The organism is Arthrobacter sp. B1805 (assembly GCF_002929745.1).
In the GTDB taxonomy this organism is placed as follows: Bacteria; Actinomycetota; Actinomycetes; order Actinomycetales; family Micrococcaceae; genus Arthrobacter_D.
Window position 1 is genome coordinate 24,467 of record NZ_PJIQ01000008.1, and the last position, 23,972, is coordinate 48,438.

The 23,972-nt window shown below is 68.4% G+C and carries 20 protein-coding genes and 2 tRNA genes; 6 read left to right on the forward strand and 16 right to left on the reverse strand.

The genetic code is table 11. From position 1 onward, the window contains the following. The first annotated feature begins 5 nt into the window (after nucleotides 1–5). Entirely contained in the window at nucleotides 6–1,049 is a 1,044-nt protein-coding gene (locus CXQ96_RS10350; protein ID WP_104117969.1) for a YeiH family protein, read from the forward strand. Nucleotides 1,050–1,059: 10 nt separating this feature from the next. Here CXQ96_RS10350 and CXQ96_RS10355 read toward each other — a convergent pair whose 3' ends face one another. From CXQ96_RS10355 to leuC, 6 genes are all read right to left on the reverse strand, one after another. Then, complete coding sequence (locus tag CXQ96_RS10355) at nucleotides 1,060–2,211, reverse strand: D-alanine--D-alanine ligase family protein (RefSeq protein WP_258059057.1); 1,152 nt, start codon at nucleotides 2,209–2,211, stop codon at nucleotides 1,060–1,062. 5 nt (nucleotides 2,212–2,216) lie between these two features. Beyond that, nucleotides 2,217–3,284: an NAD(P)H-dependent glycerol-3-phosphate dehydrogenase gene (locus tag CXQ96_RS10360; protein WP_104117970.1), complete on the reverse strand. Its 1,068-nt coding sequence runs from the start codon at nucleotides 3,282–3,284 to the stop codon at nucleotides 2,217–2,219. Further along, nucleotides 3,284–4,159, reverse strand: coding sequence for a 1-acyl-sn-glycerol-3-phosphate acyltransferase (locus tag CXQ96_RS10365; protein ID WP_104117971.1), 876 nt, complete (start codon nucleotides 4,157–4,159; stop codon nucleotides 3,284–3,286). Before CXQ96_RS10365 ends, CXQ96_RS10360 begins: the two co-directional genes overlap by 1 nt. Nucleotides 4,160–4,171: 12 nt before the next feature. After that, nucleotides 4,172–5,521 (reverse strand): UDP-N-acetylglucosamine 1-carboxyvinyltransferase, encoded by a 1,350-nt coding sequence (gene murA / locus CXQ96_RS10370; protein WP_104117972.1) that lies wholly within the window; start codon nucleotides 5,519–5,521, stop codon nucleotides 4,172–4,174. Between the two features lie 232 nt (nucleotides 5,522–5,753). Continuing rightward, nucleotides 5,754–6,353, reverse strand: a complete 600-nt coding sequence (gene leuD / locus CXQ96_RS10375; RefSeq protein ID WP_104117973.1) for a 3-isopropylmalate dehydratase small subunit — start codon at nucleotides 6,351–6,353, stop codon at nucleotides 5,754–5,756. Nucleotides 6,354–6,363: 10 nt separating this feature from the next. Further along, nucleotides 6,364–7,833 carry a 3-isopropylmalate dehydratase large subunit gene (gene leuC / locus CXQ96_RS10380; RefSeq protein ID WP_104117974.1) on the reverse strand — a complete coding sequence of 490 codons (1,470 nt, stop codon included), beginning with the start codon at nucleotides 7,831–7,833 and terminating at the stop codon, nucleotides 6,364–6,366. Nucleotides 7,834–7,977: 144 nt separating this feature from the next. On the opposite strand from leuC, the gene CXQ96_RS10385 reads away from it, so the two are divergent. Together CXQ96_RS10385 and CXQ96_RS10390 are read left to right on the forward strand one after the other, a co-directional pair. Continuing rightward, a complete protein-coding gene (locus CXQ96_RS10385) occupies nucleotides 7,978–8,697 on the forward strand; it encodes an IclR family transcriptional regulator (RefSeq protein ID WP_104117975.1) in 720 nt (239 codons plus the stop codon). Nucleotides 8,698–8,711: 14 nt separating this feature from the next. Continuing rightward, complete coding sequence (locus CXQ96_RS10390; protein ID WP_104117976.1) at nucleotides 8,712–9,341, forward strand: DUF1697 domain-containing protein; 630 nt, start codon at nucleotides 8,712–8,714, stop codon at nucleotides 9,339–9,341. Nucleotides 9,342–9,419: 78 nt separating this feature from the next. On the opposite strand, the gene CXQ96_RS10395 is transcribed toward CXQ96_RS10390, so the two are convergent. From CXQ96_RS10395 to CXQ96_RS18420, 8 genes are all read right to left on the reverse strand, one after another. Continuing rightward, complete coding sequence (locus CXQ96_RS10395) at nucleotides 9,420–11,336, reverse strand: dynamin family protein (RefSeq protein WP_104117977.1); 1,917 nt, start codon at nucleotides 11,334–11,336, stop codon at nucleotides 9,420–9,422. Beyond that, on the reverse strand, nucleotides 11,333–13,162 hold the full coding sequence (locus CXQ96_RS10400; RefSeq protein ID WP_104117978.1) for a dynamin family protein: 1,830 nt from the start codon (nucleotides 13,160–13,162) through the stop codon (nucleotides 11,333–11,335). The genes CXQ96_RS10395 and CXQ96_RS10400 overlap by 4 nt, the downstream gene beginning before the upstream one ends. A 149-nt stretch (nucleotides 13,163–13,311) precedes the next feature. Then, nucleotides 13,312–13,384, reverse strand: a tRNA-Glu gene (locus CXQ96_RS10405). 66 nt (nucleotides 13,385–13,450) lie between these two features. After that, a tRNA-Gln gene (locus CXQ96_RS10410) sits at nucleotides 13,451–13,522 on the reverse strand. Between the two features lie 69 nt (nucleotides 13,523–13,591). Beyond that, nucleotides 13,592–14,395, reverse strand: a complete 804-nt coding sequence (locus tag CXQ96_RS10415; RefSeq protein ID WP_258059035.1) for an HAD family hydrolase — start codon at nucleotides 14,393–14,395, stop codon at nucleotides 13,592–13,594. A gap of 3 nt (nucleotides 14,396–14,398) precedes the next feature. Continuing rightward, nucleotides 14,399–15,907 carry a glutamate--tRNA ligase gene (gltX, locus tag CXQ96_RS10420; protein ID WP_104117979.1) on the reverse strand — a complete coding sequence of 503 codons (1,509 nt, stop codon included), beginning with the start codon at nucleotides 15,905–15,907 and terminating at the stop codon, nucleotides 14,399–14,401. A gap of 89 nt (nucleotides 15,908–15,996) precedes the next feature. Further along, the gene (locus CXQ96_RS10425) at nucleotides 15,997–16,770 is read right to left on the reverse strand and encodes a fumarylacetoacetate hydrolase family protein (RefSeq protein ID WP_104117980.1); all 774 of its coding nucleotides are present in this window, start codon (nucleotides 16,768–16,770) and stop codon (nucleotides 15,997–15,999) included. Nucleotides 16,771–17,016: 246 nt separating this feature from the next. Continuing rightward, on the reverse strand, nucleotides 17,017–17,157 hold the full coding sequence (locus tag CXQ96_RS18420) for a hypothetical protein (protein WP_181036427.1): 141 nt from the start codon (nucleotides 17,155–17,157) through the stop codon (nucleotides 17,017–17,019). Between the two features lie 213 nt (nucleotides 17,158–17,370). On the opposite strand from CXQ96_RS18420, the gene CXQ96_RS10430 reads away from it, so the two are divergent. Together CXQ96_RS10430 and CXQ96_RS10435 are read left to right on the forward strand one after the other, a co-directional pair. After that, nucleotides 17,371–18,408, forward strand: a complete 1,038-nt coding sequence (locus CXQ96_RS10430; protein WP_104117981.1) for a hypothetical protein — start codon at nucleotides 17,371–17,373, stop codon at nucleotides 18,406–18,408. Nucleotides 18,409–18,649: 241 nt separating this feature from the next. Continuing rightward, the gene (locus CXQ96_RS10435; protein WP_104117982.1) at nucleotides 18,650–20,224 is read left to right on the forward strand and encodes a bifunctional diguanylate cyclase/phosphodiesterase; all 1,575 of its coding nucleotides are present in this window, start codon (nucleotides 18,650–18,652) and stop codon (nucleotides 20,222–20,224) included. A 123-nt stretch (nucleotides 20,225–20,347) separates the two neighbouring features. Here CXQ96_RS10435 and CXQ96_RS10440 read toward each other — a convergent pair whose 3' ends face one another. Beyond that, nucleotides 20,348–21,454, reverse strand: coding sequence for a branched-chain amino acid aminotransferase (locus CXQ96_RS10440; RefSeq protein WP_104117983.1), 1,107 nt, complete (start codon nucleotides 21,452–21,454; stop codon nucleotides 20,348–20,350). A gap of 97 nt (nucleotides 21,455–21,551) precedes the next feature. Further along, nucleotides 21,552–22,604 (reverse strand): 3-isopropylmalate dehydrogenase, encoded by a 1,053-nt coding sequence (locus CXQ96_RS10445; protein ID WP_104117984.1) that lies wholly within the window; start codon nucleotides 22,602–22,604, stop codon nucleotides 21,552–21,554. Between the two features lie 111 nt (nucleotides 22,605–22,715). Here CXQ96_RS10445 and CXQ96_RS10450 point away from each other — a divergent pair, with 111 nt between their 5' ends. Then, nucleotides 22,716–23,921, forward strand: coding sequence for a sensor histidine kinase (locus CXQ96_RS10450; protein ID WP_104117985.1), 1,206 nt, complete (start codon nucleotides 22,716–22,718; stop codon nucleotides 23,919–23,921). Nucleotides 23,922–23,972: the final 51 nt, after the last annotated feature.

A 23,972-nucleotide genomic window follows, 5' to 3' on the forward strand; every position in this document is an offset into this window, starting at 1 on the left:
CGCAGATGAACACCAGTACCACCCGGGAGACCCGGTACCGACAGCTCCGAGCGTGGGTCCCGGGTCTTCTCGTCATGGCTGCCGGCGTCGGGCTGTCCATGGCCCTGGCCGGCGTGCAGACGGTCCTCGGAGCCCTCGTCATCGCCCTGGTCCTCGGCATCCTGCTCGGCAACTCGGGCGTCTACTCGGCAAGGCTTCGCACGGGGATCAGTGGCGGCACCATGCGCCTGCTCCGTGCCGGGGTCGTACTGCTCGGGCTCCAACTCGCTGTTCCGGACATCCTCGCCCTGGGGCCGCAGGTCGTCCTGCTGATCGTCGCATGCGTGTCCTTGAGCTACTTCGCCACTCTCTGGCTGGGCAGACGCCTCGGCCTGACCCGCTCCGGAGCGGCCCTCATGGCGGCAGGCTTCTCGATCTGCGGGGCGTCCGCCGTCGCCGGGATGCAGGGCGTCGTCGACGCCGACGATGACGAGGTCGCCTCCGCCGTCGCGATGGTCACGCTCTACGGATCCCTGATGATCGTGGTGCTGCCACTGCTCAATGCCGTCGCCGGGCTCGACGCGGCACGATTCGGCGTATGGTCCGGGCTGGCCGTCCATGAGGTGGCCCAGGTGGTGGCTGTGGCCAGCACGGCCGGGACGACGGCGCTGGCCGTGGCCACGGTGGTCAAGCTCGGTCGCGTCGTCCTGCTGGCGCCGGTCACTGCCCTCGCGAGCGTCGGGGTACGACGCCGCGCGGCCGCTATGGATCGTGGAACAGGGGAAGACGCAGGGCGGCCCGGCCGCAGGAAGACTCCCCTGGTGCCCCTCTTCGTGCTGGGCTTCCTGGCCATGGTCGTGCTGCGGTCGCTGGACATCCTGCCCCCGTCGCTCCTGGACGCCGGCCGCACCCTCACCACCGTCCTGCTGGCCGCGGGGATGTTCGGACTCGGCGCCGGCATCGACCTCCGCCGCCTGCTCCGCACGGGTGGACGGTTCGCGATCGTCGGGGCGGGCTCGACGCTGTTCCTCGTCGGGCTCTCGCTCCTCGGAGTCCTCGTCGTGGCCTAGCCGCCCATGCTCAGCGCAGGCCGGTACCCCGCTCCAGCGCGAGTCCGATGAGCTCGTCGATGAGTTCCGTGTAGCCCAGCCCCGACTTCGCCCACATCTGGGGGTACATGCTGATGGGGGTGAATCCGGGCATGGTATTGATCTCGTTGATGACGAGGCGGCCGTCGGGCGTGTAGAAGAAGTCGACCCGCGACAGGCCCTCGCCTCCGATCGCGTCGAACGCCCTGCCCGCGAGATCCCGCACGCGGTCGATTACGTCCTGCGGGAGGTCCGCGGGGCAGGAGAGCTCCGCAGCGGCGCCGTCGACGTACTTCGCCTCGAAGTCGTACCAGGCGTGGTCGCCCGGCTGGATCGCGATCTCGCCCGGAAGCGACGTGCGCGGCGCGTCGAGTCCGCGTCCCTGCAGGACGGCCACCTCGATCTCGCGCCCCACGATGCCGGCCTCGATCACCACCTTCGGGTCGTGTGCTCGCGCCGCCTCCACCGCGGCCAGGATCCCCTCCGCGTCCTCGACGCGGCTGATGCCCATCGAGGACCCTGCGCGTGCCGGCTTGACGAACAGCGGGAACCCGAGGGCCGCGGCACGAAGCATGCTGCCTTCCGCGTCAGTCCGCCACTGGCGGTCCGTCACCACCTCGTAGGGGCCCACCTCGAGTCCCGCCGCCGCGAAGACCACCTTCATGTAGTGCTTGTCCATCCCGACGGCTGAGGCCAGGACACCGGCGCCGACGTAGCGCATGTCGGCGAGCTCCAGCATGCCCTGCAGCGTGCCGTCCTCCCCGAACGGACCGTGCAGGAGTGGCAGGACGACGTCCACCCCGCCAAGGCTCCTGGGGACGGAGCCGGGCGCTGCGACGAGGAGTTCCTGTCCCTCCCCGCCATCCGCCGCGGTACCCATGACCACTGCCTGCTCCGTCGCGGTCACCTCGGGAAGCACATCGGAGCGGAGAGACCACGCCGACGGATCACCCGAGACGAGGGACCATTGCCCTGACTTCGTGATGCCGACCGGCACGACGTCGTACCGTGTGCGGTCGATCGCCTCCAGGACCCCGGCGGCTGTCACGCAGCTGACGGCGTGCTCGCTGGATCGGCCGCCGAACAGGACGAGCACGCGTGGCTTGCGGGACAGGGCTGAAGTCTCGGTGGTCTCGGTGGTCACGGTGGTCACGGTGCGCGATCGCCTTCCGGCTTGAGGTGGCGGGCCAGCAGGCGCGGCCCGAGGTCGTTGACGGACAAGCGCCCCTGCAGGACGGCCACCACGCTCGCGGTGATGGGCATGTCGACGCCCAGCTTGGTCGCGGAGTCCAGGACGGCCTGCGCGGACTTGATCCCCTCCGCCGTCTGGTTCATCCTCACCGTCACCTGGTCGAGGGTGAGACCCTGACCCAGGAGGTGCCCGGCGGTGTGGTTGCGCGAGAGCGCGGACGAGCAGGTGGCGATCAGGTCTCCCATGCCGGCGAGCCCGGCCATCGTCTCCGGCCGCCCACCCAGAGCGACGGCCAGACGCGTGGTCTCTGCGAGCCCGCGTGTGATGACGGACGCCTTGGTGTTGTCGCCCATCCGTCGCCCTTCGCAGATCCCGACGGCGAGTGCGATGACATTCTTCACGATGCCCCCGATCTCGACACCGATCACGTCGGTGGACGTGTAGGGCCGGAAGTAGGACGCCGTGCAGGCCGCCGCGATCCAGGTCGCCGTGTCGTGGTCGGGACACGCGACGACGGACGCCGTCGGCTCCTCCCGCGCGATCTCCATGGCGAGGTTGGGTCCGGAGACGACAGCGATCCGCTCCGCCGGCAGTGCGAGTTCCTCCGCGATCACCTCGCTCATCCGCGCGTCCGTGCCGACCTCGAGCCCCTTCATCAGCGAGACGACGACGGCGTGTGCGGGGATGAGCGGGCGCCATTCCGGAAGTTGCGCACGCAGTGTCTGCGCCGGGACAGCCAGCACCACGAGGTCGCTCCCCGCGAGGACCGCGTCGACGTCGACCGACGCACTGACGTTCGACGGGAGCCTGATGTCGCCGAGATACCGCGAATTGCGGTGCTCCGACGTGATCTCGTCCGCCACTTCGGAACGCCGGGACCAGAGCATGATGTCCGTGCTCGCTGACGCGTCCGCGAGCACCTTCGCGAACGTCGTTCCCCAGCTCCCGGAACCGAGCACCGCGATCTTCGCCGGCTGCCGCCTCCGGTCCACGCCGTTCGGCACCCCGGGTGATGCTTCGCTCATCAGGCTGCTCCTCCGGCCGGGGGCGCACCGGGGACATCGGGCACGCCGTTCCGACGGGCAGCACCGTCTTCAGGGGCGGCGCCGTCCTCAGGGGCGGAGCCGTGCGGAACGGCAGGCCCGGTCGCGTCGCCGTTCGGAGTTTCGGGACCGCGGCCCATCCGCTCCTGCTGCTTCTGTGCCGGATCCCAGCGCTCGCTGGGCGGTGTCTCGCCGCGCAGCTCGGCCAGGAGCTCGGTGATCGCATCGATGATGCGGTCCGTTGCGGCCTCGAGGGTGGTACGGGTCAGCGGCGCGCCCTGGAACTCACTGAGATCCACGGGGTCGCCGACGAGCACGCGCGCGCGCTTCCGCGGCACGAGGTAGAAACGCTTGGCATACCGGGGGAAGACCTCGTGCGCTCCCCACTGTGCGATCGGGACAACGGGTGCACCGGTCTGCAGCGCGAGGCGCGCGGCGCCCGTCCTGCCCTTCATGGGCCACATGTCGGGGTCGCGGGTGAGCGTACCCTCCGGGTAGATGATGATGCCGCCCCCGTCGGCCAGGACGTCCCGGGCTGCCTCCAGCGACCGGTTCGCTCCCGCCGAGACGCGCTCTACCGGGATCTGCCGGATGGTCCTCAGGATCCAGCCGATGACGGGCACCTTGAACAGCGACGCCTTCGCGAGGAAGTGCGGCATGATGCCCTGGTTGTACAGGAAGTGCCCCACCACCACCGGATCGATCTCGGTGACGTGGTTGGGGCAGACAATCACTCCTGCGCCGCGCGGCAGCCTCTCCTGGCCGTGCCACTCCTTGCCCATCAGCGCGTTCATCACGGGCCGCACCCAGGAGGCGAGGAATGTGAACATGGCGCGCGAGCCCTTGGGCTCCCCCATCGCCGGGACCGCCTAGGAGATTGTCACGGCGGCAGCCGGGGCGTCCTCCGTGATGTCGAAGTCGGCGCCCAGTCCCTCGAGCTTGTCCTGGAACCGCTCGTAGCCGCGATTGATCAGCTCGATGCCGGTCACGCGAGAGACTCCCTCGGCCGCGAGTGCGGCGATGAGGTGGCTGAATCCGCCCCGCAGGTCGGGGATGTCGATGTCGGCTCCGTGGAGCTGCGTCGGTCCGGAGATCACCGCGGAGTGGAGGAAGTTGCGCTGCCCGAATCGGCAGGGCACGCTCCCGAGGCACTCACGGTGCACCTGGATGTTCGCCCCCATGCGGATGAGGGCCTCGGTGAAGCCGAACCTGTTCTCGTACACCGTCTCGTGGACGATCGACACGCCGGAGGCCTGCGTGAGGGCGACGACGAGCGGCTGCTGCCAGTCCGTCATGAACCCGGGGTGCACGTCCGTCTCGAGCACCAGCGGGGTCAGCGGGCCGCCCGGGTGGTAGAAGCGGATGCCGTCGTCGTCGACGTCGAAGGCGCCGCCGATCTTGCGGTAGGTGTTGAGGAAGGCGGTGAGGTCGAGCTGGCGTGCGCCCTCGACGTAGATGTCACCCTTGGTGACGAGCGCGGCCGAAGCCCACGACGCCGTCTCATTGCGGTCCGAGATCGCCTTGTGGTTGTAGCCCGTCAGCTCCTTGACACCCTCGATGCGGATCACCCGGTCCGTCTGCACCGTGATGATCGCCCCCATCTTCTGCAGCACCGCGATGAGATCCATGATCTCGGGCTCGACGGCGGCACCGGAGAGCTCGGTGATACCTTCAGCGCGGATGGCGGTCAGCAGCACCTGCTCGGTGGCTCCGACGCTGGGGTAGGGAAGCGTGAGCTTCGCGCCGTGCAGGCCCTTAGGCGCGGAGATCGAGATGCCGCCGGGGCGCTTGTCGACGACGGCACCGAAGTTGCGGAGCACCTCGAGGTGGTAGTCGATGGGCCGATCGCCGATCTTGCATCCGCCGAGGTCGGGGATGAAGGCCTCGCCGATGCTGTGCATCAGGGGCCCGCAGAAGAGGATGGGGATACGCGAGTCGCCGGCGTGTGCGTCGATGTCCTTCGAGCGGGCCATCTTCGCGTCGCTCGGATCCATCGTGAGGTCGCCCGTGACGGGGTCCTTCGTCACCTTGACGCCATGCAGCTGCAGGAGGCTCGTGACGACGTCGACGTCCTTGATCTCAGGAACATTGCGCAGTACCGAGGGCGTGTTGCCCAGGAGCGATGCCACCATCGCCTTCGGTACGAGGTTCTTCGCACCGCGGACGAAAACCTTGCCCGTCAACGGAATGCCGCCGCGAATGGTCAGAACGCTACCCATGAATACCTATTTTCCTCATACGTTGAACCCCAGCGGACTCTGAAAATGCTCGTTCCAAGCATAGGAGCACCCCGAAGCAGACAGAAATACAAGGGTACTTCGCGCACTCCCTGTTCACTGGTAGGAACCCGTGCAGGTGCGTCGTCATTCCGCACACGTGCGCCCGGCCGCTGTGAGGTGCGCGACACCACGGCTCTCGAACCCCCGGAGCGAGCCCGCAGGGTGCCGGATCTCAGGTGCGGGCGGGAAGCGTGGTCGGCTTGTAGGACGGGCGACGGGACTCGAAGGCCGTGATGTGCTCTTCCTGGCGAAGCGTCAGACCGATGTCGTCCAGCCCCTCGAGCAGGCGCCACCGCGTGTAGTCGTCCAGCTGGAAGGGCGCGCTGACGGAGCCGCACTGGACGCTGCGCGACTCCAGGTCCACCGTCACAGTGGCGCCGGGCTCGTTCTCGAGGATCTTCCAGATCAGTTCGATGTCGTCCTGGGCGACCTGCGCGGCGACGAGCCCCTGCTTGCCCGAGTTGCCGCGGAAGATGTCGGCGAACCGCGAGGACAGGACGGCCTTGAAACCGTAGTCCTTCAGTGCCCAGACAGCATGTTCCCGGGAGGACCCGGTGCCGAAGTCCGGCCCGGCGACGAGCACGGAGCCACGGGAGTAGGGCTCACGATTGAGGATGAAGCCCTCCTCCTTGCGCCAGGCCGCGAAAAGGGCATCCTCGAAGCCCGTCCGTGTGATCCGCTTCAGGTACACCGCGGGGATGATCTGGTCCGTGTCGATGTTGCTCTGGCGCAGCGGGACGCCGATGCCGGTGTGGGTGGTGATCTTTTCCATGGCGGGCTTCCTAAGCAGCGGGAACGGTGGATGCGGCGGCATGGGCCCCGGTGCCGCGCGGCAGGGGTTCCAGGTCCGACGGTGAACTGAGGGTGCCGCGGACAGCGGTCGCGGCGGCGACGACGGGCGAGACCAGGTGCGTCCTTCCGCCCTTGCCCTGGCGTCCTTCGAAGTTGCGGTTCGAGGTCGAGGCGCAGCGCTCCCCCGGCGCCAGCTGGTCCGGGTTCATCCCGAGGCACATGGAGCAGCCGGCGAACCTCCACTCGGCACCGAAGTCCTTGAACACGCGGTCCAGTCCCTCGGCCTCGGCCTGAAGCCGCACGCGGGCCGAGCCGGGTACCACCATCATGCGGATCGCGGGGTCCTTCTCCCTGCCGCGGATGATGTCCGCCGCGATCCGGAGGTCCTCGATCCGGCTGTTGGTGCAGGAGCCCAGGAACACCGTGTCGACGCGGATGTCCTTCATCGGGGTGCCGGGTTCGAGTGCCATGTAGTCGAGGGCCCGGGTGCAGGCGGCCTTGTCGTTCTCGTCGGCGAAGTCGTCGGGTGAGGGGACGGCCTGCGAGAGGGAGACACCCTGACCGGGATTGGTGCCCCAGGTGACGAAGGGCTCGAGGTCGTCAGCGTCGAGGAAGACCTCGGCATCGAAGACGGCGTCGTCGTCGGTGCGCAGTTCGCGCCAGTCCGCGACGGCGGCGTCCCAGTCCTCGCCCTGGGGCGCGTGGGGACGGTCGCGCAGGTACTCGAAGGTCGTGTCGTCGGGCGCCACCATGCCCGCGCGCGCCCCGGCCTCGATCGACATGTTGCAGATCGTCATGCGGGCTTCCATCGACAGGGACCGGATGGCCGACCCACGGTACTCGAGGACGTACCCCTGACCGCCTCCGGTACCGATCTTCGCGATGATGGCCAGGATGATGTCCTTCGAGGTGACGCCCGGCTTGAGGGTCCCCTCGACCGTGATGCCCATGGTCTTGAACGGCTTGAGCGAGAGCGTCTGCGTCGCCATCACGTGCTCCACCTCGGAGGTGCCGATGCCCATCGCCAGCGCTCCGAAAGCGCCGTGGGTGGAGGTGTGCGAATCGCCGCACACGACGGTCAGTCCCGGCTGCGTCAGCCCGAGCTGAGGTCCGACGACGTGCACGATTCCCTGCTCCGCGTCACCCAGGGAGTGCAGGCGGACGCCGAACTCCCGGCAGTTCGCCCGCAGTGTCTCGATCTGCGTCCGGCTGGTGAGGTCGGCGATCGGCTTGTCGATGTCCACCGTGGGCGTGTTGTGGTCTTCCGTGGCGATCGTCAGGTCGGGGCGGCGGAGGGGACGGTTGGCAAGCCGGAGTCCCTCGAAGGCCTGCGGCGACGTCACCTCGTGCACGAGGTGCAGGTCGATGTACAGGAGGTCGGGCTGCGCTTCGTCCCCGACGACCTCGCCCTTGCGGACGACATGTGCGTCCCAGACCTTCTCTGCCAGTGTCTTGCCCATGACGATCGTCCTTTTCTGTTCCGGCGAAGCCGCGACCCCGGGGTGTGCCCCGGCCGCGATCCGTGGTTCCACTCAACCAGCGCTCCCGGAGGAGTGCCAGCCGGGCGGCTTGCGTCTCAGATAATGAGACGGCAATATCATCCTATGGACAATTCTAGCGGCGTCGGAGTCATCGACAAGGCCGCACTCGTGCTCGATGCGCTCGAAGCCGGACCGACGACACTCGCCCAGCTCGTCGCGTCGACGGGGCTCGCCCGCCCGACAGTTCACCGGCTGGCCCTCGCGCTCGCCCACCACCGCCTCGTCGGGCGCGACATGCAGGGTCGCTTCGTGCTCGGGAGCAGGCTCGTGGAACTGGCGTCGGCCGCCGGCGAGGATCGCCTGATCGCCGCTGCTGGTCCCGTCCTCCTCGGTCTCCGCGACGCGACAGGAGAGAGCGCGCAGCTCTTCCGTCGGCAGGGCGACTGGCGCGTATGCGTCGCATCGGCCGAGCGCCCCGTCGGCCTGCGCGACACCATCCCCGTGGGTACCCAGCTCTCGATGAGGGCAGGTTCTGCGGCGCAGTGCCTCCTCGCCTGGGAGGACCACGACCGACTGCTCAAGGGACTTCAGAACGCACGCTTCACCCCCACGGTGCTCGCGGGCGTCCGACGTCGCGGCTGGGCCCAGAGCCTCGGCGAACGGGAGGCAGGCGTGGCGTCCGTCTCGGCACCGGTCCGCGGCCCGTCCGGTCGTGTCATCGCCGCGGTGTCCATCTCCGGCCCGATGGAACGGCTCACCCGCCAGCCTGGACGCATCCACGCCGAGGTCGTCTCCGATGCCGCCCGCCAGCTGACGCTCGCCGTCGCGAAGGCGGCGGACTGAGGTGGCGGGTTGAGATGACTGAGATGGCGGGAAAAGGCGTGACGGGAGAGGACAAGCACTACGCGATCTTCCTGCGCGGAGTGAACGTCGGCGGCATCACCGTCCGCATGGCGGAGCTCCGCGACGAACTCACCCGGCTTCCGGTCCACGACGTCGCCACGGTCCTCGCGAGCGGCAACGTCACGTGTTCCTCACGTCTCGGTGCTGCCGAGCTGAAGAACCTCGTGGAGGATGCGTTGCGACGCCGTTTCGGCTACGAGGCCTGGGTCATCGTGGTCGACCACGCCGGTCTCGCTGCGATCGCGGCGTCGATGCCCGGGCAACCAGCCGCAGCGGCGACTGCGGGCTCCGACCCGGGGCCGGGGGTCGATCCCGGTACTGCATCGAGCGCCCCTGCCGACATGCACTCCTACGTGACACTGTTCACGGGCACCGCGGAACTGGAGGCATTCGTCGACGAGGCACGCGGGCTCGGCGAACGGCCTGCCGTTCTCGAGGGTGGCACCGCCATCGCCTGGTTCTCCCCCAAAGGCCGATCGACCGACGTGCCCCTCGCGAAGCTGCTCGGCAGGACGCGGTACGCGTCGACCTCCACCACACGGAACATCAACACGGTGGAGAAAGTCCTGCGCCTTCTGCCGTAGCGACGTGAACCCCACAGTGACGAGCGTCGTGGTCCGGTGCCAGTCGTCCTGTCGGCGTGCAGGCAGTCGGCGGCGCCGTCAGCTGCGCTGCAGTGCGGACAGCACCGCTGCCCGGAAGCCGTTGCAGCGCTCGATCTCGTTCCCGACCGGCTGCACCACGACGCCGTGCACCACCTGGGCGCAGGAGGCGAGCAACCGCCGGCGCACCCGCGCAGCCCTCCGCGCCGCCCCCCACCGGGCGAGCAACGCAGCCAGGACACTGAGCAGGACGCCGGCCGACAGCCCGCCGAGGATCAGGAGCGTGGGCAGCGGAAAACCCTCGATCCGGGGGACGTCGATCGTGGGCAGCTGCAGGAAGCCGAGGACCGCCAGCACCCCGAGCCATGCCAGGCCGGCAGCGAAGGCGACGAACATGATCCACTGCAGGACGCCGAAGAGGCCCCACCAGCCCCGGCGCCCGGTCTCGAGATCCGTTCCGGTGATTGCGGCATCGAGCGCGTCCTTGAGATCGGTCGCCGTCCCGCGCGCGGCGTCCCGGATGGAGGAGTGCCACGGCTCCACGGCTCCACTCGCCGATGAGTCCCCGAACACCCGCAACGCGTGGTCCACCCGGGCTCCCTGCGCCGGCTGGACGAGGGGAAGCGACGAGCTCCGGAGCTCCGGAAGGACATCGTCACGGCGCAGATTGAGCCGGCGGAGCGGGTCCGGACGGAACCGGGCGAGCCACCGCGTCACCGGCCAGCCCGTGACTGCATGGGCGTCGCGACGATACGCGCGGGTCACGGCGTCGACGACGACCGGGACTCCCGCAGCCGCGGCGAGGTCCGTGGACAGCGCCGCACGGGCCTGCTGGGAGGGCGCGTCCACCGGTCGATCGGCAGTGAACGGGAGGAGTTCCGCGGCCGCCAGGGAGGCGTCCGCGGCCAGCCTGCGAGTAGCGGCGGCCCTGCTCTCGGCAAGGGACCGGATCTCGTCGGCGAGCGCGGGTACGCCGATCCCGGTTCGCGCGGATACCGGAAGGACGGCGACGCCCGGGAGGCCCTCCCCGGCCAGGATGTCGGCGAGCGAACCCGTGACGGCATCGAGGTCGTGCGGCTCGAGGCGATCCGCTTGGTTGAGGGCGATCAGGGTCACGGCCTCGTGGGTCGCCAGTCCGCGCAGGAACCCGTGGTGAAGCGCCGCGTCGGCATACTTCTGCGGATCGACGACCCAGAGCAGGACGTCGACCTGACCTGCCATCCGCTGGACGATCTCGCGATGCGCGGCGGCGGTCGAATCGAAGTCCGGGAGATCCAGGAGGATCAGCCCGGGAACCTGCGTCGAGTCGGCGCGTCCAGCGGATCCTGCGGCATCAGCGTGGTCGAGGGAGGAAGCGGACGTCGCGGCCGCACCAGGACGGTGGGCCCCCTTCCCCGCGTTTGCCGTCGACGCCGCCGCAGTGCGGCGCCACCGGAAGAGGCCCCGACGAGCTGGCTCCTGCGGGTCCGTCCTGCCGCCCGCCTGCGCCTCGCCCATCGTTGCCGTGCGTGCGTTATCGACGGCACGGGCGGAGGCATCGCGGGATTCCTGGTGTCCACGGGTGCCGCCGTCCACGGACCAGCCGGTGATGAGTGGTGCGCCGTCGGGCAGTTCCACCCTCTGCGTGACCCCGAGCCAGTCGAGCAACTCCCCACTCCCCTTGGCCCCCCAGACAAGGGCAAGGGGCTCGGACGTCGTCGGCCGCCTCGCGGCGACACGTGCGGATGCCGTGCCGCTCAACGCGTTGACGAGCGAGGACTTACCGCTCCCCGTCGGGCCGAAGACCCCGACGACGGTGTGATCAGCTGACAACGACCGCCGGCTGCCCGCCCTGTCGAGCGTCCCGTGCAGCCGTTCGAGCGCGTCCTCGGGCAATCGGTTCCGGCCGAGCTCATAGGCGGTCTGCAACCGCTCGAGCGCATCCGTGAGCGACGTGGCCAGTGGAGTCTCGGCGACCGCGCCCCGGTGTCGGCTCACGCGTCCTCCCCCGCTGCAGTATGCTGCCCGCTCGGCAGGGCCGTCCGGAGCTGATGGGCCAGCACGTGCAATGCCTCCGCCGACGTCTGACGCGCCAGTGGCTCCAGGCACCGGTCGAAGGACGCCCGCTCCTTGTCCATCAAGCCTTCCACCCGCCGGGACAGGTTCTTCCGCGCTGTCGCCGTGAGGCGCCGGACGGCGTCGTCCCCGAAGACCGCCTCGAGGAGCTTCTGGCCTGCGATCGCCGACGCTCCGGCGATTCCTATCTCGCCACCGGTGAGTCCTCCGGTGGAGGCGAACACGACGACCATGAGGGCCACCGCGATGCCGTTGACGCCGAAGGACAGCATGCGCGCGGTGAAGCGCTTGTCCGCGCCCTCGGCCTGCACGAGGTGCAGGAGGTCCTGCTGCCAGTCGCGGATCTCCCGGGCCACCTCGGACGAGAAGTCGTCGGCTCGCCACGGAGGCAGGCTCTCGAGCAGCACGGCGCCTGCGTGCTCGGACCTCCAGCGCCGCCGGGTGGCCTCGTCCGCCCGTGCCGCCTGCTCCACGATGACCGTCTGCAGACCGCTGCCGATGGCGTCGGCGACGGTGGCCGCCGGAGCCGGGCGACCTGTGAAGAAGGCGCTCACCCGGTCACGGGCCCATCCGATCCTCGTCTCGAGCCCGCGCATGAACTCGCCGGTGCCGACGAAATCCTGCCAGCGGGCGAGGACCTCGCCGCGCAGCAGCCTGCCATCCTCGGTCGACGCCAGGACGTCGGCGAGCGCGTCCCGGTAGGCATCGTCGGTCGAGGCCCGGAGGGCGTTGCCGACCGACTGCTCCTGCTCCGCAGCCTCCGCGATGGAATCGATCCGTCCTGCCAGCGCGCGCATGGCTCCCCTCACCGTGCGCCGCGCGATGTCGCGTCGGCCCTCCGCGTCCGCGGCGAGCGCCTGCAACCAGCGGGCGATGGGCTCGACGGCCTCCGGGGGAAGCATGCGCGACGGACCGAGGGACATTTCCGGGACGACGAAGATGGGGGCGTGTCCGAGGTTCTCCGCGGAGAGCAGCGTGAGCAGGTCGCCCCGGATCTCCTCCTCGACACCGCGGGGAACGCGATCGAGCACGACCGCCACGAGGACGTCGCGTCGCCCCGCTTCAGCCAGCAGCTTCCACGGCACCGCATCTGCGTAGCGGTTCGCCGTCGTGACGAAGATCCAGAGGTCCGCGGCCGCAAGCAACTGCCCCGCGAGCCGCCGGTTCTCGTCCGCGATGGAGTCGACATCGGGAGCATCGAGCAGTGCGAGTCCGATCGGCAGGGTGCGCGTGGGCCGCAGCAGCAGGGTGTCCGGTCCCGGCCCGGCATGCGGGCGTGGCAGCTGCGCGGGATCCCTCGGCTGCGCGTCGGTCGGCCGCACGTCGATCGGCTGCACGTCGGTCGGCTGCACGGCGTCATCACTCAGGCGCACGCGGCTGAGTGACGGCAGGATGCGTTCGTCGTCGAACCATGCGCCGTCCTCCGGATGGTGCAGCAGGAGGGGCTGGCGGGTCGTGGGACGCACCGCGCCCGTCACGGAGACCGGGCGACCGACGAGCGCATTCACCAGCGTCGACTTTCCGGCGCCCGTCGAGCCGCCGACGACGGCGACGAGCGGGGCGTCGAGGTTCGCCAGCCGGGGAAGGATGTAGTCGTCGAGCTGGGCACGGGCCGCCACGGCGGATCCACGCGCCTGGACCGAACTGGCGAGGGCCAGGGGGAATGCGAGGTTCTCGAGTGCGGCCTGCACCTCGCGCAACAGCGGGGAGAGCCCGCGGGCTTCGCCGGCCAGGGAGGGTGCGCTCATGGCTCCATCATGCCAGCCCTGGCGTGCCGCATCGGCGGTTCCCGCTGGTGAGCAGCCCCCGACGACAACTGGCGGGCAACCCCATACGACAGAAAGTCCCGGACATCGTGATGATGTCCGGGACTTTCCTTATGTCCTTGCGGACGCTGTGACCCCAGCGGGATTCGAACCCGCGTTACCGCCGTGAGAGGGCAGCGTACTAGGCCGCTATACGATGGGGCCAGTACTTGTACATCTTACTACTGCTTTTGTACTGCTTTTGCCACCCTGTCCATGAACAGGATTGCGCTGGGGTACCAGGACTCGAACCTAGAATGTTGGTACCAGAAACCAGTGTGTTGCCAATTACACCATACCCCAATGGCACTTTTCGAAGACCCGATCCTGCTGGGTTTCGCTCGCGTAACCGCTCCGCGCCGAGAAATAACTTTACCGGACAGAGGCCATGAACTGCAAAACGGCGTCCAGCCCCGTGATGCGTGGCACCTCCGCCGCCCTGTCCGCGGCCCGGCGATCCGGCACCCCGCCAGGTGCCCCCGCCTCCGACCCGGTCCCCGCGCGGTCGAGCCAGACCCCCACCAGCCCGGCCGCCCGCGCCCCCTTCGCGTCGATCAACCGATTGTCTCCGACGTAGAGCGTGCGTGAGGGATCGGCTCCGATCAGGCGTGCTCCCTCCAGGTAGATCCGCGGGTCGGGCTTCGCCACCCCGACCGTGTCGATGCCCACTAGTACCCTGATGCGCGTCAGTCCCGCACGGTCCAGTTTGGCCCGCTGGTAGTCGTGCACGTTGTTGCTGACAGCGCCGTAGGGCACTCCCCGCGCATCGAGCTCATCCAGCAGCGGCACCACGTCGTCGTACGCCCTGAAGTGCAGCGGAAGCGTCCTCTCGTAGGCCCGCACCCATGCATCGGCCGCCTGACCCAGGAACGGCTCGCGGGTGAAGCCAGATCGGGCATGGCGGATGCGGTGCACCCGCTGCTCCTCGAAGGTGAGCTCCCCCGCGAGGAACCGGTCGTAGTGCCTCTGCGGGTCCGTCGTGTACAGGGTCTTGTAGCGCACCCAGTCATCGTCGCTGAGGTGGCTGAGGGCAGGATCGGGGATGGACTGCAGCGTCCGGCCCATGGCGTGCTCGAGGTCCACCAGGGTGTCGTCAATGTCGAACAGCACGCCGTCGACGCCGCGCTGCGCCCCTCCGACCGTCGGCTCCTGCATCTGCCGGTCCGGATCGATCATCGGTCAGCCCACCGTCGCCCTGAGTGCCCGGACCCGGGCGAGCGAGGAATCCCGGCCGAGGATGACCATCGACTCGAACAGGGGCGGTGAGATCCGGCGGCCAGAGATAGCGGTCCGCAGCGGTCCGAAAGCGAGCCGCGGCTTGAGCCCGAGGGTGTCGACGAGGGCGCTGCGTAGAGCAGACTGCAGGGCCTCGGAGTCCCAGGTCGGGCAGGCTTCGAGCGCAGCGAGGGTCACGTCGAGGACCTCGCCGAGATTCTCCGGCAATCCCTTGCGGGCGTCGTCCGCGATGTCGATGGAGTCATCCGCCTTGAAGAGGAAAGCGAGCATCTCCGGAGCCTCGCCCAGAAGGGTGATGCGTTCCTGGATGAGCGGAGCCGCCTCGGCCACTATGCGGAGCTCGTCCTCCGTCGGATCGGCGCCGATGACCCCGGCAGCAGCGAGGTACGGCAGGAGCCGCGATCGGAACTCGGCCGGGTCCAGGAGCCGCACGTGCGTGCCGTTGATCGCTTCGGCCTTCTTGAGGTCGAAGCGTGCCGGGTTCGCGAGGACATCGCGCACGTCGAACTTTTCGACCAGCTGTTCCACGAAGAAGATGTCCTCATCGGCGGACAGGCTCCAGCCGAGGAGCGACAAATAGTTGAGGAGGCCCTCCCGGATGAACCCACGCTCGCGGTGCAGGAAGAGGTTGGACTCGGGATCACGCTTGGACAGCTTCTTGTTGCCCTGGCCCATGACGTACGGCAGGTGCCCGAACAGCGGCATGTAGCGGGCTACTCCGATGTCGATCAGCGCACGGTACAGGGCTACCTGTCGCGGTGTGGAGGACAAAAGGTCCTCCCCCCGCAGCACGTGCGTGATGCCCATGAGGGCGTCGTCGACCGGGTTCACGAGCGTATAGAGCGGCGCGCCGTTCGCGCGCACGACGGCGAAGTCCGGAACGCTGCCGGCGCGGAACGTGATGTCGCCGCGCACGAGATCCGTGAAGGTGATGTCCTCGTCCGGCATACGCAGGCGCAGGACCGCGGGACGGCCGGCGGATCGGAAGGCGTCCTTCTGCTCCTCCGTAAGGTCACGGTCGAAATTGTCGTAGCCGAGCTTGACGTCGCGCCCCGCCGCCCTGTGCCGTTCCTCCACCTCGTCCGGAGTGGAGAAGGACTCGTAGAGGTGGCCTGCTGCAACGAGGCGATCGATGACGTCCCTGTACAGGTCGCTGCGCTGCGACTGCCGGTACGGTGCGTGCGGGCCTCCTACCTCGACTCCCTCGTCCCAGTCGATGCCGAGCCACCTCATCGCTTCGAGGAGCTGTTCGTAGCTCTCCTCGCTGTCACGGGCGGCATCGGTGTCCTCGATGCGGAAGATCAGCTTCCCGCCGGTATGGCGTGCGTAGGCCCAGTTGAACAGGGCGGTCCTGATCAGGCCGACATGGGGCGTACCGGTCGGCGATGGGCAGAACCGGACCCGAACGGGTGTGGCATCGGTGACAGTGGGGAGGTCTGCGGCAATAGTCATGATGATCCCAGTCTAGGTGGGAGCGTCAGGGCCGTCGGTGCCCCGGCACGCCGCGGGGCCTCCCTGATCGGGCCCCACGGCGGTGACGGCTATCGGCGCGCCGGGTTGGAGAGCCGTCCGATTCCTTCGATGTCGACGTCGAACCGCTGGCCGTCGGTGATCATGCCCACGCCGGCGGGCGTTCCCGTGAGGATGATGTCGCCGGGCAGCAGGGTAAATGCCTGGGAGACGTAGGCCACCAGCTCCCGGGCACCCCAGATCATGTCGCTGGTCGAGCCGTCCTGGCGGAGTTCGCCGTCGAGCGTTCCACGGATGCTCAGGTTCTCGGGGTCCAGGTCGGTCTCGATCCAGGGCCCGATCGGGCAGGACGTGTCGAATCCCTTGGCCCGCGCCCACTGGTTGTCCGTCTTCTGGACGTCCCGCGCCGTCAGGTCGTTCGCGCAGGTGTAGCCGAAGACGACGTCGTCGACGCGCTCGATGGGAACGTCCTTGCAGATGCGGCCGATGACGACGGCCAGTTCGGCCTCGTAGGAGATCTGGTCGGAGAAGGACGGCAGCATGACCGGGTCACCCGGGCCGATGACCGAGGTATTCGGCTTGAGGAACATCAACGGCGCGGCCGGCGTCTCGTTGCCCATTTCCTGGATGTGATCGGCGTAGTTGCGCCCGATCCCAATCACCTTGCTGCGGGGGATGACGGGCGCGAGGAGCCTAACGTCGTCCAGGGCGTGGCGCGCTCCGGTCAGTTGGACACCGGCGTAGAAAGGATCGCCCTGGATGACAGCGACTTCCTCGCTGCCGGGCGCTCCTTCCACGACACCGAACAATGGATCATCATTTACGACAAAGCGTGCAATTCGCATGGAGCCAAGCCTAGCGCTGGAGCAGCACAGCGGCAGTCGCCCGTCGTCGCGCCGTTGTCACGCCGTCGTCAGGTATGCGTCCCGCCGGCGCCGGAAAGGCGTCACGCTCGCGTCGGGCAGGAAGCGCGAAAAAATACCGCGGGCACTCCCTCCCCAGAAACGAGGGTGCCCGCGGTATCAGAACCGGCTCTGCAACCGGTGCAGCGGTCCTGCGCCCTACTGACGGGATGACCCGCCGACGGTTGGCTAGAAGGGCCAGGATCCGACACGGTCGGGAGAGGAGACGGGAGCAACGGTGCCCGACTTGGCCGGAGCCGCGTTGGCTGCTGCGGCGCCGCCGGTGATGATGAGGGTTGCGAGGAGGAATGCGGAGGTGATGCGCTTCATGGCAGGAGTCCTTTGGGTGGAATTGGCAGTGGAGGTGAGATACCGCCCAATACCACGAGCGGCTCGTCAATCATCGTAAGCCACTCCAGCCACTTCTAAACATTCTTGAGGCCTTTTTCTGAAGTATTGTCCGACCGAATCGCGGTCGGATGACGAAAACCCGAATAATGGGATCGAGTTGCCCGATCAACGCGGAAGCCGAAGGTGCGCAGAATGTACGGAGAAGCGGCGGGCCAGCGGTTGCTGCTCGAGCTACGAGCCCGCGACGCGTGGAACCAGCGGGACTACACGGGAGCCCAGAAACTGGCCGAGGAATTGGCGGCGGCGGCTCTCGAGGGCGGGGACGACCTCGGCTGGTGGAACGCTACGTTCCTGATCGGGGAATGCCTGAGGAAACAAGGGCTCATGGAGGAGTCCCGATTCGTTGCAGATGAACTTGCCGGGCACCCTCTCACCAGGCGGTCGAGGGCACTGAGCGCACGGGTGTTCACCCTGCGGGCTTTCGCCCTGCAGGGCACCGGCGATCTCGCCACAGCAGTGGAGGCAGCGCGTCGTGCCGTTGCGGAAGCTCGGCTCGAGCCGGACCACAACGCCATCGTCATCGAGGCCCAGAATGCCCTCATCGCCGCACTGGCGGAAAGTGGCCAGCTCGAGGACGCCTGGACGGAGTGCCGCAACCTCGCGGGACTTCTCGATGAGAACCCGGACAACAAGTACGCGGGCCAGTCCTACTGGGCTATCGGCAACGTGGCCTTCCTCCTCAAACACATCACCGAGGGAGTGTCCTACCACGAGCTCGCAGCGAAGACCCTGTCACCGACGAACGACCTCGATCTGTGGGCGCGATTCAATCGGGGATCGGCGGATTTCCGACTCGCAGCGGGTGTTATCGAGCCCGAGACGCTCGAGTGCATCGAGCGGGCCGAACTCGCCAGCTCCATCGTCGGAGGAACCGAGCGTGACCGTCTCGAGCTGAAGCTGATCCGGGCGCAATGGCTCGTCCTCACCGGGCAGTTCGAGGCCTCGATCGACCAACTGTCCGAGGTCATCGCCCACCAGGACCTCCTGGCGACCCACGTCGCCGCGCAGGCCCACTTCCTCCAAGGGCAGGCACTCTCGGCGCGTACCAGCAACGCGGAGGCCGCGGTACACCTCGAGGAGAGCGAACAGCTCTTCCTGCGGTCGGGTGCCCGCGAACGGGCAGCAACAGCCCGAGCCCTGCTGGACACCCTGCGGGAGCAGCAGTCATGATGCAGCACCACCTCACGGCACCGGTCAGGCGCGATGTCAAGGAGGAGTAGGCGACCGGCCGGGCGCCAGCGCGTGGCGCCGATGGCATAGAGTCATCTTCAGGCCCTGGTCGGGCCGGGCGTTTTCCCCCATTACTCCCACCCCGGCCGGGGCTCACCCATGCCGGGCGTGGACGTCGGCGGGAACACGCGCTCCACCCGTGCTCCCCTACCCACGCTCGACGGACTGTACGCTGGAGCCGATGAGCGCTGACCACAAGGACCCCCGACTCGCACTGCTGGTCGAGAGCATCGTGCGGCTCTCCCGGGGGGAACTCAGCAGCCGGATCGAGCCCTCGAACGCGAGGGACGAAGTCGACGCCGTCATCACCGGCGTGAACCTCCTCGCCGAAGAACTCGAACAGGTCTACGAGCAGTTCGAGAAGCGCGTCGAGAGCCGGACGGCCATGCTCCGCCAGGCGCACCTCGACATGATGAAGATGGCGATGTCGGACGCTCTCACCGGGCTCGCGAACCGAGTGGCGCTGATGGACGGCATCGAGGAGGCGCTGAGCCAGGCTGCGAACGGAGCGCCCCCTCCGGCCCTCCTGCTCCTCGACCTCGACAGCTTCAAGAATGTCAATGACCGCTTCGGCCACGACGCCGGTGACCGGGTCCTGCAGGAGGTCGCCGTACGCCTCACCAGCGTGGTCCGGGAGAGTGACCTGGTGGCGCGGTTGGGCGGCGACGAGTTCGCCATCCTCCTCCCCGGTGCCACCATGGATGTCGCGATGCAGGTGGCCGGCCGGGCCCTGGAGGTCCTCGGTGAACAGATCAGGCTGGACTCGCTCTACGTCCACTCCCGGGCGAGCATCGGCGTACGGCTCGGAACCCCGGACCAATCGCCCGAGGAACTGCTCCTGGACGCCGACACTGCGATGTATGCGGCAAAACGCGAGGGCCGCAGCATCATCAAGGTCTTCGAGCCCGTCATGCTGTACTCGCGGCAGCTCCGGAGCCAGATGGCCACGGAATTGCGCGGAGCCATCGGCGCCAACGAGCTGGTGCTCCACTACCAGCCCGTGGTGGAACTCGCCACGAACCGGATCCTCGGGGTCGAGGTACTGGTGCGGTGGCAGCACCCCGTGCGCGGGCTGATCCCGCCCGACACCTTCATCCCGCTCGCCGAGGAGATCGGGGTCATCCACGACCTCGACCGGTGGGTCATGTCCGCGTCCCTGCGCCAGCTGGCGCAGTGGCGCAAGGACTTCCCGCTCGACGACGACTTCCAGCTGCGGGTCAATCTCTCGGCCGTCGAACTCAAGCAACTGGACCTGGTGGACCATATCCGCACCCTGCTGCGTGAGCTCGACCTGCCGGCCCGAAACCTGGTCGTCGAAATCACCGAGACCGCGATCGTGACGCGCGGGGAGGTCGAGATGTATTCGCTGCTCAGCCTCCAGCAGCTCGGCGTCGGCATAGAGATCGACGATTTCGGGACAGGCTATTCCTCCATCAGCTACCTGCGGGAACTCCCCGTCAGCATGGTGAAGGTGGACCGCTCCCTGCTCGTCGAGCTCAACACGAGGGCTGGCCAGCTCGAGTTCGTGGCCGCGATCCTGCAACTCATCCGCGCGGCGGGGCTCGAGGCGGTCTTCGAGGGCATCGAGACCCGCGAGCAGGCGAACCAGTTGCGGGCCCTGGGGTGCGCGAGCGGTCAGGGGTACTACTTCAGCCGCCCGCTGCCGGCCGGGGAAGCCGCCGCACTGCTCGCATCCACACGCCACCTCCGCATGGGCGAGGGAATCGACGGTCCGGAGACGATCTCCTCCCACTGACGACGGTTCCGGCCACGAGCGGACGCGGAGCGAATGCGCGTGCGCCGACGGACGTGCTGCCGCCCTTCGCCGACGCCGTGACCCATCAGGACCGGACGGCGTCGGCTCGGAGCGGCGGCGTGCTCAGACCAGGCGCGTGAGCCAGCCGTGGGCGTCCTCGACCGCTCCGGTCTGGATCCCCAGCAGCTGACTCCGGATGGACATCGTGACCTCACCTGCCTGCGCATCGGGCGCTCCGATGAACTCGTCGCCGTCGCGCAACTGTCCGATGGGGGTGATGACGGCCGCGGTGCCGCACGCGAAGACCTCGGTGATGTCCCCGCTGGCGACGCCGTCGCGCCACTCGTCCAGCGTGATCTTGCGCTCGCTCACCTTCAGTCCGCGGTCCCTTCCCAGCTGGATGATCGAGGAACGCGTGACGCCCTCGAGGATGGTCCCGGACAGGGCGGGGGTCACGAGGGATCCGTCGCGGAAGACGAAGAAGACATTCATGCCGCCGAGTTCCTCGACGGCATTGTCATTGAACTGGTCCAGGAACAGGACCTGCTTGCAGCCGTGCGCCTCGGCTTCGAGCTGCGCGGCCAGGGACGAGGCGTAGTTGCCGCCGGCCTTCGCCGCACCGGTACCGCCGCGTCCGGCACGAGCGTAGGTGCGTGAGACCCAGATGTTGACCGGCTTGACCTCGCCGCCGAAGTAATTGCCCGCCGGCGAGGCGATCACGCGGTAGGAGACCTCGCGTGCGGGCCGGACCCCGAGGAACGCCTCGGTGGCGATCATGAAGGGGCGCAGGTACAGGCTCTCCCCATCGCCGGAGGGGATCCACTCCTGGTCCGCGGCCACCAGCTGACGCAGCGACTCGAGAAACAGCTCCTCGGGCAGCTGCGGCAGGGCGAGGCGCACGGCCGAGCGGTTCAGTCGGGCGGCATTCGCGTCGGCGCGGAAGGTCCAGACCGATCCGTCCTCGTGCCGGTAGGCCTTCATGCCCTCGAAGATCTCCTGCCCGTAGTGCAGCACCGCGGCCGCCGGGTCCAGGGCGATCGGACCGTAGGGCTCGAGCCGGGCGCCGTGCCAGACTCCTACACCGGACGCGTCGACACTGAAGTCGACGATCGCCGTGTGGTCGGTGAAGTAGTTACCGAAGCCCGGGTTCGCCAGCACCGCCTCGCGCTGCTCGGCCGAGGCGCGCTGCGTCGACAGGTGCTGGGCAAAATGGGTATCGGTGGCTGTCATGGTTCCTCCGCGCTGGAACGGATGTCGCCGGCAGCACGGCCGCCGTCGTCCATCGGTGGTCAGTGCCGTGGCACTGGGTTAATGATGTGTAACCACCTTAGGACACGGCAGCGGCAATAGCATCGCCGATCGCGGAGGTGCTCCGCGCACCCGTGTGTGCGGCGATGTCGGCCTCGACAGCGGCTTCGATGCGTCCGGCGTGGGCGTCGTGCCCGAGGTGACGGAGCAGCAGGGCTGCGGACAGGATCGCTGCCGTGGGGTCGGCGACCTGCCGGCCCGCGATGTCCGGTGCAGACCCATGGACGGGCTCGAACATGGACGGCGCGGTGCGATCCATGTTGAGGTTCGCCGAGGCCGCCAGGCCGATGCCCCCCGATACCGCCGCAGCGAGGTCCGTCACAATGTCCCCGAAGAGGTTGTCCGTCACGATGACGTCGAAGCGCGAAGGGTCCGTGACGAGGAAGATCATGGCCGCATCGACGTGCAGGTAGTCGTGACTGACGTCGGGGAACTCCTCGGCGACTGCCTCCACGGTGCGCTTCCACAGGTGGCCCGCGTACACGAGGACGTTGTGCTTGTGCACGAGCGTCAGTTTCTTCCGTCGAGCGGCAGCGCGCGCGAAGGCGTCCCGCACGACACGCTCGACGCCATGCGCGGTGTTGAGCGACACCTCGGTGGCGACCTCGTGCGGCGTACCGCCACGGAGCGTACCGCCGTTGCCCGTGTACGGGCCCTCCGTGCCCTCGCGCACGACCACGAAATCGATGACACCGGGATCAGCCAGGGGGCTCGCCACACCGGGGTACAGCTTCGACGGGCGCAGGTTCACGAAGTGGTCCAGGGAGAAACGGAGCTTCAGCAGGAACTCCCGCTCGATGAGTCCCGACGGGATGCGGGTGTCCCCCGGGGCCGCGCCCACCGCACCGAACAGGATGGCGTCGTGGCTGCGGAGCCTGTCCAGCGTGGCATCGGGCAGTGTCTCCCCCGTGGCGAGCCAGTGTTCGGCTCCGAGCACGTACTCGGTGAGCGCGAGCTCGACGTCCCCATCGACGACGGCGCTCAGCACCTTCACCGCTTCGGCGGTCACTTCGGGGCCGATGCCGTCTCCGGGGATGACGGCGAGGTCGATACGGTGCGGGGCGTCAGTCATGCTCCCAGCCTAGGAAAGGGCCTTGACCGGCAACAATCGGTCCGCAGGATGAGACGGCTCCACCCATGGTCGGATGTGGTGGCGCGGCCGGCCGACCTAGAGTTGGTACCCATGGACATCCACCTGAGGCTCGCACGCTGGATACGTGCGCATCCCAGGACCGTCGATGCCTGCCTCGCACTGGCGATCTTCGTCTTCCTGGTCCTGCCGTTCGCCGCGGGCGGCGTGCAGGGCGTGGGCATGATCGTCATGGTCTCCGCGGCGCTTGTGATAGCCCTGGTATGGCGCCGTTCGCGCGTGATCCTCTCGGCCGGCATCATCGCGGGAATCTCGTTGCTGCAGCTCATCACGGGGATCGAACCCGTCCCGGCGCAGTTCGTGATCCTGGTGACGCTGTACACGCTTGCAGCCTACGGGCCCCGCTGGGCAAGCCTCGGCGGCCTCGGTCTCGCTATCGCCGGGGTGGCTGTCGGCCTCGTGCGGTACGGCGAACTGACGGGCGTGAGTGCGAGTGATTCGATCCTCACCACGGTGCCACTGTTCCTGATCCTGCTCTTCTTCGTGGAATCGCTCGTGCTGCTCGCCTGGACCATGGGCGATCTGGCGCGGTCGCGTCGCCTGACGTACCAGGCGCTCGAGGACAGGACCCGTCGACTGGAGGTCGAGCGGCAGCAGGAGCGCGACCTCGCCGCCGCCGATGAGCGGAGCCACATAGCCCGCGAGATGCACGACATCGTGGCGCATTCCCTGTCCGTCATCATCACGCAGGCCGATGGAGCACGGTACGCGAGCGCGCAGGCACCCGAGCTGGCTGTCCAGACGCTCGGAACGATCGCCGACACCGGCCGGGGGTCGCTGCGCGAGATGCGGCGCCTGCTGGGCGTGCTCCGCGGGGACGAAAGCGCCTCGACGCGTCCGTTGCCGACGCTCGACGACATCGATGCGCTGATCCAGTCGGTACGGCGCTCCGGCGTCCGGGTGGCGTGCCGTCGGGTCGGCACGCCGCGCAGGGAGCTGCCCCTGGGCGCCGAGCTCACGGCGTACCGCGTCATCCAGGAGTCGCTCACCAACGTGCTCAAGCACGCGGGTGCGGACACGACGACCGAGGTGGCTCTCGACTACGGCCCCCGCGGGCTCACCATCACGGTCGACGACGACGGCCGTGGAGCCGCTCCTGATCCGACCACCGCGGGCGCCGGCCAGGGGATCACCGGCATGACGGAGCGCGTGCGGCTCTACGACGGGACAGTCGTTGCCGGCCCACGCACCGGGGGCGGATACCGCGTGGAAGCGTTCATCCCGTACACGCAGGCCTAGGGTTCACACGGCGGGACGACGGTGGATGCACAGGTAGAGGTACAGGTAGGC